The 12,909-nt window shown below is 69.1% G+C and carries 12 protein-coding genes; 5 read left to right on the top strand and 7 right to left on the bottom strand.

Annotation, left to right across the window (positions count from 1 at the left end; genetic code table 11):
* Positions 1-131: 131 nt before the first annotated feature.
* The 4 genes from dnaE to A5750_RS10495 all read right to left on the bottom strand — a co-directional run bounded on the left by dnaE (position 132) and on the right by A5750_RS10495 (position 6,114).
* Positions 132-3,671 (bottom strand): DNA polymerase III subunit alpha, encoded by a 3,540-nt coding sequence (gene dnaE / locus A5750_RS10480; RefSeq protein ID WP_066953296.1) that lies wholly within the window; start codon positions 3,669-3,671, stop codon positions 132-134.
* 78 nt (positions 3,672-3,749) lie between these two features.
* The gene (locus tag A5750_RS10485; protein ID WP_066953298.1) at positions 3,750-4,181 is read right to left on the bottom strand and encodes an SRPBCC family protein; all 432 of its coding nucleotides are present in this window, start codon (positions 4,179-4,181) and stop codon (positions 3,750-3,752) included.
* Between the two features lie 84 nt (positions 4,182-4,265).
* Positions 4,266-5,069: an SDR family oxidoreductase gene (locus A5750_RS10490; RefSeq protein WP_066953300.1), complete on the bottom strand. Its 804-nt coding sequence runs from the start codon at positions 5,067-5,069 to the stop codon at positions 4,266-4,268.
* A 4-nt stretch (positions 5,070-5,073) separates the two neighbouring features.
* Positions 5,074-6,114 carry an SDR family NAD(P)-dependent oxidoreductase gene (locus A5750_RS10495; protein WP_066953302.1) on the bottom strand — a complete coding sequence of 347 codons (1,041 nt, stop codon included), beginning with the start codon at positions 6,112-6,114 and terminating at the stop codon, positions 5,074-5,076.
* A gap of 285 nt (positions 6,115-6,399) precedes the next feature.
* Here A5750_RS10495 and A5750_RS10500 point away from each other — a divergent pair, with 285 nt between their 5' ends.
* From A5750_RS10500 to A5750_RS10510, 3 genes are all read left to right on the top strand, one after another.
* Complete coding sequence (locus A5750_RS10500; RefSeq protein ID WP_066953304.1) at positions 6,400-6,810, top strand: group 1 truncated hemoglobin; 411 nt, start codon at positions 6,400-6,402, stop codon at positions 6,808-6,810.
* 67 nt (positions 6,811-6,877) lie between these two features.
* Positions 6,878-7,507 carry a lysozyme inhibitor LprI family protein gene (locus A5750_RS10505; protein ID WP_066953306.1) on the top strand — a complete coding sequence of 210 codons (630 nt, stop codon included), beginning with the start codon at positions 6,878-6,880 and terminating at the stop codon, positions 7,505-7,507.
* A 21-nt stretch (positions 7,508-7,528) separates the two neighbouring features.
* Positions 7,529-8,287: a class I SAM-dependent methyltransferase gene (locus A5750_RS10510; RefSeq protein WP_066953348.1), complete on the top strand. Its 759-nt coding sequence runs from the start codon at positions 7,529-7,531 to the stop codon at positions 8,285-8,287.
* Here the strand turns inward: A5750_RS10510 and A5750_RS10515 are convergent, their stop codons facing one another.
* Both A5750_RS10515 and lspA read right to left on the bottom strand, forming a co-directional pair.
* Positions 8,288-9,214, bottom strand: a complete 927-nt coding sequence (locus A5750_RS10515) for an RluA family pseudouridine synthase (protein WP_066953308.1) — start codon at positions 9,212-9,214, stop codon at positions 8,288-8,290.
* Positions 9,207-9,794, bottom strand: coding sequence for a signal peptidase II (gene lspA, locus A5750_RS10520; protein ID WP_082948108.1), 588 nt, complete (start codon positions 9,792-9,794; stop codon positions 9,207-9,209). Before lspA ends, A5750_RS10515 begins: the two co-directional genes overlap by 8 nt.
* A 71-nt stretch (positions 9,795-9,865) precedes the next feature.
* On the opposite strand from lspA, the gene A5750_RS10525 reads away from it, so the two are divergent.
* Positions 9,866-10,795 carry an asparaginase gene (locus A5750_RS10525; RefSeq protein WP_066953350.1) on the top strand — a complete coding sequence of 310 codons (930 nt, stop codon included), beginning with the start codon at positions 9,866-9,868 and terminating at the stop codon, positions 10,793-10,795.
* Here the strand turns inward: A5750_RS10525 and A5750_RS10530 are convergent.
* Positions 10,760-12,157: a DNA polymerase IV gene (locus A5750_RS10530; RefSeq protein WP_197505406.1), complete on the bottom strand. Its 1,398-nt coding sequence runs from the start codon at positions 12,155-12,157 to the stop codon at positions 10,760-10,762. The genes A5750_RS10525 and A5750_RS10530 overlap by 36 nt on opposite strands.
* Before the next feature lie 49 nt (positions 12,158-12,206).
* On the opposite strand from A5750_RS10530, the gene A5750_RS10535 reads away from it, so the two are divergent.
* Positions 12,207-12,707 (top strand): hypothetical protein, encoded by a 501-nt coding sequence (locus A5750_RS10535; RefSeq protein ID WP_066953312.1) that lies wholly within the window; start codon positions 12,207-12,209, stop codon positions 12,705-12,707.
* Positions 12,708-12,909 lie beyond the last annotated feature (202 nt).

A 12,909-nucleotide genomic window follows, 5' to 3' on the forward strand; every position in this document is an offset into this window, starting at 1 on the left:
GCGAGGGTGCGGCCCGCCGGGACAGCTAGCCCGCGAGTGTGAAGCCAGTTTCACGCTCGGCCGCGGGTGTGAAACTAACTTCACGCTCGACTACGGCGAAGGGGGCGGAACTGGCCTCGGCGGCCGCCGGCCTAGCTGCCCAGGCACCCCGGGCCGAGCAACTCCTTGAGGTCCCCCATCAGTGCGGGCGACGGCGTGACCCGCAGCGAGGCGTCCAGCTCGAGGGTGGTGATCCGGTCACCACTGATGAGCCGCAGATGCACCTGGGAGGTGCCGGGGTGGCGCGCCAGCACCTGCTTGAGCGCGCTGACCTTGTCGATGGTGCACTGCCGGGTGGGCAGGCTGACAGCGATCGGCCGGTTCGGCTGGGCGTTGGAAAAGTCCGGCACCACAAGCTCGTTGGCGATCAGGCTGATCCGGTCGTCGCGGATGGCCACCTTGGCGTTGATCAGCACCACCGCGTCGTCGGCGATGTCGGCGCCATAGGCGGAGTACGCGTGCGGGAAGAACATCACCTCGATGCCGCCGGTAAGGTCCTCGAGTTGGGCTGAGGCCCAAGGCATTCCGTTTTTGTTGACCCGCCGGTTGACCGACGCCAGGATCCCGCCCACCCGCACCTGGCTCTCGTTGGGGACGTCGCCGTCGAGGATGGCCGGGATCTGGGTGTCCACCTGGGCGGCGAGCAGGTGTGCCACGCCGTTGAGCGGGTGGCCCGACACGTACAGGCCGAGCATCTCCCGCTCCAGGGCCAGCTTGTGTTTGTCCTCCCACTCGTCTTCGGGCACCTTGATGGTGAAAACAGAATCGGTGACGCTGCCGTCACCGCCGCCGCCGAACAGGTCGAATTGGCCCATCGCCTCGGCCTTTTTGGTGCCCAGCACCGAATCGACCGCGTCGGTGTGCACCAGGAAGAGCCCCTTGCGGGCATGGCTGAGCGAGTCGAACGCGCCCGCCTTGATCAGCGACTCGGTGACCTTCTTGTTGCAGGCCGAGACGTCGATCTTGTTCAGGTAGTCGGAGAAGTCGGTGAACTTGCCCTTCTCGTTGCGGGTCTTGATCAGCGAACCGACCACGTTCGCGCCGACGTTGCGCACCGCGCCCAGCCCGAAGCGGATGTCCTGGCCGACCGACGCGAAGTTCACCAGGGACTCGTTGACGTCCGGCGGCAGGACGGTGATGCCGAGCTTGCGGCAATCGGCCAGGTAGACCGCGGCCTTGTCCTTGTCGTCGCCCACCGAGGTCAGCAGGCCGGCCATGTATTCGGCCGGATAGTTGGCCTTCAAGTAGGCGGTCCAGTACGACACCAGGCCGTAACCGGCGGCGTGCGACTTGTTGAACGCATAGCCCGCGAACGGAAGGATGGTGTCCCACAACGCCTTCACCGCTTTTTCGGAGAAGCCGTTGGCGGTCATGCCCTCGTAGAAGCCCTTGTACTCGGCCTCGAGCACCTCGAGCTTTTTCTTGCCCATCGCCTTGCGCAGCGCGTCGGCCTTGCCCATCGTGTAGGAGGCGACCTTCTGGGCGATGAACATGATCTGCTCTTGGTAGACGATCAGACCGTAAGTCTCCGAGAGGATTTCGCGCAGCGGCTCCTCGAGCTCCGGGTGAATCGGCCTGATCGCCTGCCGGTTGTTCTTGCGGTCGGCGTAGTCGTTGTGGGCGTTCATGCCCATCGGGCCGGGGCGGTACAGGGCCAGCACGGCGACGATGTCGTTGAACTCGGTTGGTTGCATGCGGCGCAGCAGATCGCGCATCGGGCCGCCGTCGAGCTGGAACACCCCCAGGGTGTCGCCGCGGCCCAGCAGTTCATAGGTGGGCTTGTCGTCGAGCGGCACCGATTCCAGGTCGAGGTCGATTCCCCTGTTGGCCTTGATGTTTTCCAGCGCGTCGCCGATGATCGTCAGGTTCCGCAGGCCCAGGAAGTCCATCTTCAGCAGGCCGATGGCCTCACACGACGGGTAGTCCCAGCCGGTGATGATGGCGCCGTCCTGCGGCCGCTTCCACAGCGGGATGGCCTCGGTGAGCGGCTCGCTGCTCATGATCACGGCGCAGGCGTGCACGCCGGCGTTGCGGATCAGCCCTTCCAGCCCGCGCGCGGTCTGGTAAATGGTGCGGACGTCGGGGTCGGTCTCGATCAGGCCGCGCACCTCGGCGGCCTCCTTGTACCGCTCGTGCGCCGGATCCGTGATGCCCGACAGCGAGATGTCCTTCGCCATGATCGGCGGCGGCAACGCCTTGGTGATCCGGTCGGCGATGGCGAAGCCGGGCTGGCCGTAGTGGATCCGCGCCGAATCCTTCAGCGCCGCTTTGGTCTTAATGGTGCCGAAGGTGATGACCTGAGCGACGCGGTCCTGGCCCCACTTGTCGGCGGCGTAGCGCACCATCTCGCCGCGACGACGGTCGTCGAAGTCGATGTCGATGTCGGGTGCCGACGGACGCTCTGGGTTGAGGAACCGCTCGAACAGCAGGCCGTGTGGGATCGGGTCGATGTTGGTGATGCCCAGCGCGTAGGCCACCAGCGAGCCCGCCGCCGAACCGCGCCCGGGCCCCACCCGGATGTCGACCGACCGCGCGTAGTTGATCAGGTCGGCGACGATCAGAAAGTACGACGGGAAGCCCTTGTCGCAGATGACCTTGATCTCGTACTCGGCCCGGTCGATGTAGTCCTGGCCGACATTGGATCCGAAACGTCTCCGCAGTCCCGCCATCACCTCGTGGTGCAGCCAGGTCGCCTGGTCGTGCCCCTCGGGCACCGGGAAGATCGGCATCCGGTCGCGCGGCGCCCACACGTCGTCGTAGGGCTGCACCCGCTCGGCGATCAACAGCGTCGAGTCGCACGCGCCCGGAATCTGGTCGTCCCAGAGCTGGCGCATCTCGGCGGCCGACTTCAGGTAGTAGCCGTCGCCGTCGAATTTGAACCGGTTCGGATCCGAAAGGGTCTTGCCGGTCTGCACGCACAACAAGGCCTCGTGGTTGTGGGCGGCGTCGCGGGTGACGTAGTGACAGTCGTTGGTGGCCAGCGGCGGGATGCCGAGCTTGCGGCCGATCTCGAGCAAGCCCTCGCGGACCCGCTGCTCGATGGACAGCCCGTGGTCCATCAGCTCGAGGAAGTAGTTGTCGGCGCCGAAGATCTCGCGCCACTTGGCGGCCGACTCCAGCGCCTCGCGGTCCTGCCCCAGCCGCAGGCGGGTCTGCACCTCCCCCGACGGGCAGCCGGTGGTGGCGATGATGCCCTCGGCGTGTTCGGCGATGATCTCGGCGTCCATGCGCGACCACTTGCCGAGCTGGCCCTCGAACGACGCCAGTGAGGACAGCTTGAACAGGTTGCGCAGCCCGGTGGCGTTCTCGGCCACCATCGTCAGGTGCGTGTAGGAACCACTGCCCGACACGTCGTCGGACTTCTGGCCGGGGTCACCCCACAGGATGCGCCGGGTATCGAAGCGCGAGCCCGGTGCGATATAGGCCTCGACCCCGATGATCGGCTTGATCCCCGCCTTGGTCGCCGCGTTATAGAACTCACTGGCGCCGAACATGTTTCCGTGGTCGGTCATCCCCACCGCGGGCATCTGCAACCGCTCCACCTCGGCCAGCATCGGCGAGATCTTCGCGGCCCCATCCAGCATCGAGTACTCGGTGTGGTTATGCAGGTGCACGAAGGAGGAGTGGTTCATAGAGACGCCAGTCTATGACTGCGCACCGACGGGTTTCGGGCGTGTCGCGTAAGTGTGTCTCGCGTTTCTTGGACCCGATTATCCGTACAACTCGACGAAGTTCTTCAACGACTTCTGCACGTCGCCTTTGACGGCGCGGGCCGCCGCCGAACCCACTGGGCCGAACAACGCACGCCCGCCCAGCTCAAGGCGCACGCCGAGCGTCGATCCATCTTCGGCGGCCTGCACGGTGAGCGTGACGGCGTACTTGGCGCCGCCCTTGCCGGACCCCGATAGCGCCACCTCGTGCGGCGGATCCCAGGTGGTCACCGTCCACGTCACCCGGTTGCGGAAGCCCTTCGCCCGGGCCACGCCCACGACTTGGACGCCCTCGCCGAGCTCCTCGGGCAGATCACTGCGCCACCCCTCATGCATCACCAGCCAGTCGCCCAGGTCCGACAGGTCGGAGACGCGGTCCCACATCTCCTGCGGGGTCATCGGCACGTCGGCGGTCAGGTCGACAGCGGCCACACGATCCTCCTTGCTCCCCCGCCGAACGCCACGCTGGCGTGACGCTCGGCGCTCAATGCCACGCTGGCGTGACAATCGGCGAAACTAGCGGTTGGGTCCCCCGCGGAAGCGGTTGCCGATGCGGATCCCGGGCAGCAGCAGGCTGCGCGGCACGAACCGGCCGCCGGTGCTGACGACCTTGGGCACGACGCCCGGCACCACCGTGCGCCGGCCGGACAGCATCCCGCCGATCGCCGCCTCGGCGACGTCGCGGGGCGAGACCTGCGCGATGGGGATGCTGAACCGCTCGGCGTTGGCGATCTCGGCCCACTCGGTCGGGACCGGTCCAGGGCACAGGCAGGTGACCGACACCCCGGTCCCGTGCAGCTCCTCGTGCACGGCTTCGGAGAAGGTCTGCACGAAGGCCTTGGTGGCCGAGTAGACCGCCATGTAGGGCACCGGCTGAAAACCGGCGATCGACGCGATGTTCATCACCGCGCCGGCGCCGCGCTCGACCATGCCGGGCAGCGCGGCGTGGGTGAGTTCCATCAACGCCAGCGCGTTGAGGGTGACCTCCTCGCTTTCGCGATCGAGCGGCAGCTCGTGAAAGACCCCGCTGGTGCCGAACCCGGCGCTGTTGCACAGGCCGGCGATCGGCTCGGCGCGCAGCCGGTCCGCCAGCTTCGCGCGGCCCTTGGAATCGCCGAGATCCAACGGCAGCACCTCGACGGCCACCGAGTATTCCTGGCCCACCTCGTTGGCGAGCTCGTCGAGGCGTTCCCGGCGCCGCGCGACCAGGAGCAGCGGGAAGCCGCGACGGGCCAGCCCGCGGGCCAGTTCGGCGCCGATGCCGGAGGAGGCGCCGGTGATCACGACGGTGGTCTCGATGTCAGGTTTCGGAAGGCTCATGATGTCACCAATGTATCCCGCGAGTCGCCCGCACAAACGTCTCGCTGCGTTTGTCGAATTGCGGTGAATCGCTTGGCGATTCGTCGCCCTTGGCGGCGTGGGAGTCGCCGAACATGGCGAACGCGCGGTTGCGCACCCGGTCCATCACCGCCGGGTTCACCGCGTCGGCGACGGCCGCGAATTGTCCGAACGGCGAGCTGGCCCGGCGGGGCCGGTGCACGATGGCGTCCGCGATCACCCCGGCCGCCTGATCCGGCGTCAGCGCCGGGAACTTGTCGTAGAGCGTGGTCGGACTGATCATCGGGGTGCGCACCAGGGCCATGTGGACGGTGGTGAACTTCACGCCGTCATTCACGGTCTCGGCCTGCAGGGAGTCGCACAGGCTGTCCAGCGCGGACTTGCTGGCGATGTAGGCGCCGAAGCGCGGCGCGCGGGTCTGCACGCCGACCGAGGAGACGTTGATGATGTGCCCGAACCCCCGCTCCCGCATCCCGGGGATGAATTTGAGGATCAGCTGGACCGCGCCCAGGTAGTTCAGTTGCATGGTGCGCTGATAGTCGTGGATGCGGTCGTAGGACAGCTCCAGCGATCGCCGGATCGACCGCCCCGCGTTGTTGATCAGGATGTCGACGCCCCCGAGGTCGGAGAGCACCTGATCGGCCATCTCGGCGATCGCGTCCATGTCGGTCAGATCGCACGGGTAGACGTGGGCGGTGCCACCGTCGCCTTCGATTTCGGAGGCGACCTTCTCCAGGTTCTCGCGGGTGCGCGCGACCAGCACCACCACGCCACCGGCTTCCGCGATCCGCTTCGCGGCGGCCTCGCCGATGCCCGACGATCCCCCGGTGATCAGGACGGTCTTGCCCTTGACGGCTTCGTCGAGCGTGCGGCCCTGTACCGCGTCGAGCAGATTCCTCAGATAGAAGGGGCGGTAACGGCCCGCGGAGTTCGGGGTGTTGACGATGTGGGACACCGCCGCGATCGGCTTCTCCACCAAGTTCGCGAGCGGCTTTTCGACGAGATTCGTTAAGTCACCCAGATTCATCGGCTTTGGCTCCTGATGATGTCGGCCCCCCGACCGCAGCTGGCCTGCCCGATGACCATGTGCTCCTTGCGGGGCGGTGTGAACGATGTGACGTGAGTCATTAAGCCAACCTAGGACATCAGGCCGGTGGCTCGATGCACATTGCTGGCATGTAACGCTTGCCGAGCGTCTCACGCCGCGGCCGACACGACCGTCAAGAGTGGGCAATCCGCTTGTTACGCAAAGATATCCGTGCGTGATCGCGAACTAACTGGCGGGCAACGCCGAAATGTTCCAATCGGACTTATGAAAATTCTGGCACGCTTCCGCAAACCACAGCCGGTCGCGGTCTACGACCGGATCGGCGGGCACGAGGCGATCGAGGTCGTGGTCGAGGACTTCTACGTCCGTGTGCTTGCCGATGACCAGCTTTCCGGCTTCTTCACCGGAACCAACATGAACCGCCTCAAGGGCAAGCAGGTCGAGTTCTTCGCCGCGGCCCTCGGCGGGCCCGAGCCCTATACCGGGGCCCCGATGAAGCAGGTGCACCAGGGTCGCGGCATCACGATGCACCACTTCAACCTGGTGGCCGGGCACCTGTCCGACGCGTTGGCCGCGGCCGGGGTGTCAGCCCAGACGGTCACCGAGATCATCGGCGCCATCGCGCCCCTGGCTCCCGAGATCGCGACGGGCGACGCCAACAAGGCCACGGTCTGACGGTTCCGCCAAGGTCGTCCCGGCGTGTCGTGCCCGGGGCGCGGCCGGCAGGCGGTAGTCAGCACGTATGCGACTGCTCGCCGTCATCGTTGCGGCCCTGATGCTGGGCGCCTGCGGTGCGAAATCGACCCCGCCGCCGGACGGCACCACCACGGGAACGACCACCACCACCGCCCCACCGACCGCGGCGGCGCTCGACTGTGCCAAACCGGCCAACGCGGCCCAGCAGCAGGTGTGCGCCGATCCGCAGCTGACCGACCTCGACCACCATCTGCAGGCCGCCTACCAACAGGCGCTTGCCCGGGCCGGCGCGGACCAGGGCGCGCTGACGTCCGCGCAGAACGGCTGGGCGACCACACGCGACGGTTGCGCACAGAACCCCGAAGCGCGCACCTGCCTGGTCGAGGCGTATCAGACGCGGCTGGTCCAGTTGGCCATCGCCGACCCCGGCACCCTGAGCCCGCCCGTCGTCACCTACCAGTGCCCGGCCGACGCGGGGCCGTTGACCGCGCAGTTCTACAACGATTTCGACCCGCCCGCGGCGGTGCTCAGCTGGAAGGGCAACCAGCAGATCCTGTTTCAAGAACCGTCCGGCAGCGGGGCCCGATACGGCCGCCAGGGCTCCGAATACTGGGAGCACCAGGGCGAGGTCAAGCTCGACCTCAACGGCACAAAATTCGTCTGCCGCGCGCCGTGATCGCTGCCTAGCATGCTCGACATGGGACGCACTTTCGACGACCTCGTGGCGGACGCGGACGCGGCCCCCGTCGACGGCTGGGACTTCTCCTGGCTGGACGGGCGCGCCACCGAAGAACGCCCGTCGTGGGGCTACCAGCGCCAAATGAGCCAACGGCTGGGGAGCGTGTCGGCGGCGTGCGACATCGACACCGGCGGCGGCGAAGTGCTCGCCGGCGCCGAGCGGTTTCCGCCCGCGATGGCCGCGACGGAATCGTGGCCGCCCAACGCGGACCTGGCCACCCAACGCCTGCATCCGCGCGGCGTGGTGGTCGTGGTGACCGGCGACCAGCCGCGGTTGCCGTTCGCCGACGCGGCCTTCGACCTGGTGACCAGCCGCCACCCCATCGCGGTGCGATGGCCGGAGATCGCCCGGGTGCTGCGGCCTGGCGGCACCTACTTCGCCCAGCAGATCGGGCCGGCGACCATGGCCGAACTCGTCGAATACTTCATCGGGCCGCAGCCGGAGAAATGGGCCGAGCTACACCCCGACGTCCAGAGCGCCGAGGCCCGGGCCGCCGGGATGGACGTCGTCGATATGCGGATGGAACGGATGCGGGCCGAGTTCTTCGACATCGGCGCCGTTATCTACTTCCTGCGCAAGGTGATCTGGACGGTGCCGGACTTCACGGTCGGCGCGTACCGGGAGCGGCTGCGGGAACTGCACGAGCGCATCGAGGCCGACGGCCCCTTCGTCGCGCACTCCACGCGGCTGCTGGTCGAGGCGCGCAAGCCCCGGTGATCAGTCCTCGGCGCGCAGCACGTCCAGCGCATGCTGCAGATCGGCCGGGTAGGGGCTGACGATCTCCATCCGCCTGCCGTCGGCCGGATGGGCGAACGACAGCGACCGGGCGTGCAGCCATTGCCTTTGCAGCCCAAGCCTTTTCGCGAGTTTGGGATCAGCCCCGTAGACGAGATCACCGCAGCAGGGGTGGTGCAGCGCGGAGAAGTGCACCCGGATCTGGTGCGTGCGGCCGGTTTCCAGGTGCACGTCGAGCAGGCTGGCGGCGTGGAAGGCTTCGATGGTGTCGTAATGGGTGAGGCTGTGCCGGCCATCCTTGGTGACGGCGAACTTCCACTCGCCGCCGCGGTGCCGCCCGATCGGTGCGTCGATCGTCCCGCTCGACGGGTCCGGATGCCCCTGCACCAGCGCGTGATAACGCTTGTCGACCGTGCGCTGCTTGAACGCCCGCTTGAGCACGGTGTAGGCGCGCTCCGATAGCGCCACCACCATCACCCCGGAGGTTCCGACGTCGAGGCGATGCACGATGCCCTGCCGCTCCGGCACGCCCGAGGTGGTGATCCGGTAGCCGGCGGCGGCCAGCCCGCCGAGCACCGTGGGCCCCGTCCACCCCACCGACGCATGCGCGGCCACCGACGCCGGTTTGTCGACCGCGACGATGTCGTCGTCGGAATACAGGATCGTCATGCCCTCGATGTCGACGGGCGTGTTCTCCACCGGCGCGGGGGCCTCGGGCAGGCGCACCTGCAGCCACGCGCCGCCGGTCAGCCGGTCGGATTTGCCGGCCTGCACACCGTCCAGTTCCACCCCGCCGTCTTCGGCCAGGGCGGCCGCGGCGCTGCGGGACAGCCCCAGCAGGCGCGCCAGGCCCGCATCCACCCGCATGCCCGCCAGCCCCTCGGGCACGGGCATGGAGCGGTCACTCATCGGCGCTGGTCGGCCTGCGCCTGCCCACGGTGTCGAAGTCGTAGCCGAAGATCGACAGCACCACCAGCAGGATGGCGCCGCCCACCACCGAGGGGTCGGCGACATTGAACACCGGCCACCAGCCGACCGACAGGAAGTCCACGACATGGCCGCGCAACGGCCCGGGCGCCCGGAAGAAGCGATCCACCAGGTTGCCCATGGCGCCGCCCAGGATCATCCCCAGCCCGACCGCCCACCACGGCGACACCAGCCGGCGTCCCATCCAGAAGATCCCGACCACCACTCCGGTGGCGATCAGCGTCAACACCCAGGTGTAACCCGTCGCCATCGAGAACGCGGCCCCGGAATTGCGCACCAACGTCCAGGTCACCGTGTCGCCGATGATCGGCACCGGCTGGCCGGGGGGCAGCAGTTTGACGGCGAGCACCTTGGTCACGATGTCCAGGGCCAGGACGATCGCCGCGACCGACAGCAGCAGGCGCAGCCGCCTCGGCGGCCGCCTCGGGTCGGTCGCGGCGGCGTCCTCGGCCTCGTCGGTCGAGGTCACGGGCTCAGTGGATCCGGTGGGTTCCTCGGGCACTCTCACATCATCCCCCAAATGCGGACGCGGTCTGACCGATGTTCGCGGTCGGCGTGCGCGATGATCTCATCATGGGCCGGCTCACCGTCATCGCCACCGGGGGCACGATATCGACCGGCACCGGTGCGGACGGCGTGCACCGGCCCTCGTACGGCGCGGCCGACCTGGCGGCCGGCCTCGACGTCGACGTCGTGGACGTGCTGGCGTTGGACAGCTCCCAGCTGGTGCCGGCCGATTGGGACGGGATCCGAGGCGCCGTGCGGGCGGCGATCGACGGCGGCGCCGACGGTGTGGTGGTCACGCACGGCACCGACACCATGGAGGAGAGCGCGCTGTGGCTCGAGCTCACCCACGCGGGTGACGTCCCGGTGGTCCTCACCGGGGCGATGCGCAGCGCCGACGCGCCCGACGCCGACGGCCCGGCCAACCTGCGCGCCGCTCTGGCCGTGGCGGGCCACCCCGCCGCCCGCGGCCTGGGCGTCCTGCTGTGTTTCGCCGGCCGGGTGCTGCAGCCGTTGGGTCTGACCAAGGTCGCGACGAACGACCTGAGCGGCTTCGCCGGTGAGCTGATCGGCACGGTGAACGGCGGCGGCGTCACCCTGACCGGCACCAAGACGCGGCCCCAGCTCGGCGGGCTCAGCGCGGCGGACGCACCTCGGGTCGACATCGTCGCCGCCTACCTGGGCAGCGACGGGGTGGCCCTGGACGCGTGCGTGGCCGCCGGGGCGCGGGGCCTGGTGCTCGAGGCGCTGGGTTCGGGCAACGCCGGCGACGCGGTGGTCGAGGCGGTGGCCCGCCATTGCCGGGCCGGGGTCGCCGTGGCGGTGTCCACCCGCGTCCCGGGCGGCCGAGTCGGCGCCAGCTACGGGCCCGGGCACGCGATGGTGGCCGCCGGCGCGGTGATGGTGCCCCGGCTGCGACCGCCGCAGGCCCGGGTGCTGGTGATGGCCGCGCTGGCCGCGAAGCTACCGGTCGGCGACGTCATCGCCCGCTGGGGCTGACGCCGCATTCGCTTCCAGGGCCTGCAGCGCCCCCAGGTAGTCCGGCCAGTCCAGGGAATCGACCGGGTTGGCCTTGCTCAGCTCGGCGGTGTCGGCGGGGAACGTCCGCGCCGGGCCCGGCCCCGAGGCGCGGGTTTCGAACCGCGCGGTGACCACGCCGTGGCCCGCCCCCTGCACCCAGCCGTGCCCGAGTTCGCGGTGCGACACGTCGTCGCCGACCCGCCACTGCGAGCCCGCTTCGGCCACCGGGGCGAACATGGCCTCGGCCGCGGTCTCTACGGGTTGCCCCTCCGAGGTCTCCCCCGCCAGGTCCAGGTCGGGGAACAGCGACTCCTGGCGCACGTCGCTCAATCCCGAAAAGCCCACGCCCAGTAGGCGAATCGGCCCGATTTCACGGGGGTCGAGCAGCAGCCGCCGGGCCACCGCGACCAGCGCGCCGGGCTCGGTCGTCGCGTAGGGCAACGTCGCCGAGCGGGTCAGCGTGCTCATGTCGGATTTCTTCAACTTCACCGTGACGGTGCGGGCGCCGCGCCCGTCGCGCAGCAGCCGCTGGTGCGCGTGCTCGGCGATCGGGTCGATCGCCTCACGCAGCTGCTCGAGGCTGGTCAGGTCGACGGCGAAGGTGGACTCGGAGCTGATCTGCTTGGCTTCGGCGCGCTCGGCGACGGGGCGGTCGTCGATGCCGAGCGCCAGGCGGTGCAGTGCCGGCCCGATCGTCGCGCCCAGGATGTTGGCGGCCTCGGCGTCGGTCAGCGCGGCCAGCTGGCCGATGGTGTCGATGCCGAGTCGATTCAGCTTCTCCTCGGCGACCGGACCGATGCCCCACAACCGCCGCACCGGCAACCCGCCGAGCAGCGACCGCTCCTCGGCGCGGCGGACCACCCGAATGCCGTCGGGCTTCGCCAGGCCCGACGCGATCTTGGCGATCTGCTTGCCCGAGCCCGCGCCGACCGAAGCGATCAGGCCGGTCTCGTCGCGGACCCGTCGGCGCAGGTCCTCGCAGAACGCCTCGACGTCCTCGGCGGACGCGCCCGCGAGGTGCGGCGGTTCCCCGAAGCCCTCGTCGAACGACAGCTGCTCGACGACCGGCACCACGCTGCGCACAGTGTCGAAGACCCGCCGGCTGGCCACCCCGTACACCACGCCGCGCGGCGGCAGCACCACCGCGGTCACGCCGATCAGGCGGCGGGCCTGATGCATCGGCATGGCAGAGCGGGCGCCATACACGCGGGCTTCGTAGCTGGCCCCGGCCACCACGCCCCGTCCGCCCAGGCCGCCCACCAGCACCGGCCGTCCGCGCAGGGTCGGCCGGGTGAGTTGTTCGACCGAGGCGAAGAACGCATCCATGTCCAGGTGCAGCACCCAACGGGACTCCACACTTCGAAATGCTATTGGTCTAGCGTCGTTGGGTATGGAGGCTGACGGCACCGACGCACCGCGGTCTCGGTGGGAGCGCCTGCGCCATCAATGGGACCAGCGGCTGCAGCCCGGCGAGCAGGCCACGGTGCTGGCCTGGACGTCGTTCACCCTCACGTTCGCCGGACTGCGGGCGCTCACGCATTGGATCCGCGCCGGCCATGGGCCGTCGGGTGGTGGTATGTCGATGGGCGGCAGACACTTTCACCACTACAACATCGGTATCGGGATGCTGGCGACGGTGGGTGGCGTGGGCCTGCGCGGAACCGACAGGCAACGCCGGCATCCGGCGGCGGCCGTCGCCTACGGCGCCGCGAACGCGATGATCGTCGACGAACTTGCCCTGCTCTTGGACCTCAAGGACGTGTATTGGGCGCGCGATGGCCGCCAAAGCGTCGACGTCGCGGTCGGACTCATCGCCACCGGCGCGACCGTGGTGGCGGGCATGCCGTTCTGGCCGCACGCCCACCGCGCGCTGCGCTCGCGTGCGCAATAGGCCGAGACCGGACCTGGTTGTCCGGCCTCGCCCTGCGCACCCGCTGTCTCAGGGATGCTGCAGCGGCTGCAGGCGGATCGGTTGCGGCTGAATCGGCTGCGGGTGAATCGGCTGCGGGTGTACCGGCTGCGGCGGGTGGCAGGCGAAACACTGGATCGGCCCGTGGCCGCTGCCACCGCTCGGCGCGGGCTGGCCGCCGCCC

It is taken from the genome of Mycobacterium sp. 852002-51613_SCH5001154, from assembly GCF_001667425.1.
GTDB lineage: Bacteria > Actinomycetota > Actinomycetes > Mycobacteriales > Mycobacteriaceae > Mycobacterium.

Bases quoted from the DNA above. Each gene is read 5' to 3' on its own strand.
- A5750_RS10510 (WP_066953348.1), top strand. From the start codon at position 7,529: ATGGGACGCACTTTCGACGACCTCGTGGCGGACGCGGACGCGGCCCCC.
- A5750_RS10500 (WP_066953304.1), top strand. From the start codon at position 6,400: ATGAAAATTCTGGCACGCTTCCGCAAACCACAGCCGGTCGCGGTCTAC.
- A5750_RS10535 (WP_066953312.1), top strand. From the start codon at position 12,207: ATGGAGGCTGACGGCACCGACGCACCGCGGTCTCGGTGGGAGCGCCTG.
- dnaE (WP_066953296.1), bottom strand. From the start codon at position 3,671: ATGAACCACTCCTCCTTCGTGCACCTGCATAACCACACCGAGTACTCG.
- A5750_RS10490 (WP_066953300.1), bottom strand. From the start codon at position 5,069: ATGAGCCTTCCGAAACCTGACATCGAGACCACCGTCGTGATCACCGGC.
- A5750_RS10525 (WP_066953350.1), top strand. From the start codon at position 9,866: ATGGGCCGGCTCACCGTCATCGCCACCGGGGGCACGATATCGACCGGC.
- A5750_RS10505 (WP_066953306.1), top strand. From the start codon at position 6,878: ATGCGACTGCTCGCCGTCATCGTTGCGGCCCTGATGCTGGGCGCCTGC.
- A5750_RS10495 (WP_066953302.1), bottom strand. From the start codon at position 6,114: ATGAATCTGGGTGACTTAACGAATCTCGTCGAAAAGCCGCTCGCGAAC.
- A5750_RS10515 (WP_066953308.1), bottom strand. From the start codon at position 9,214: ATGAGTGACCGCTCCATGCCCGTGCCCGAGGGGCTGGCGGGCATGCGG.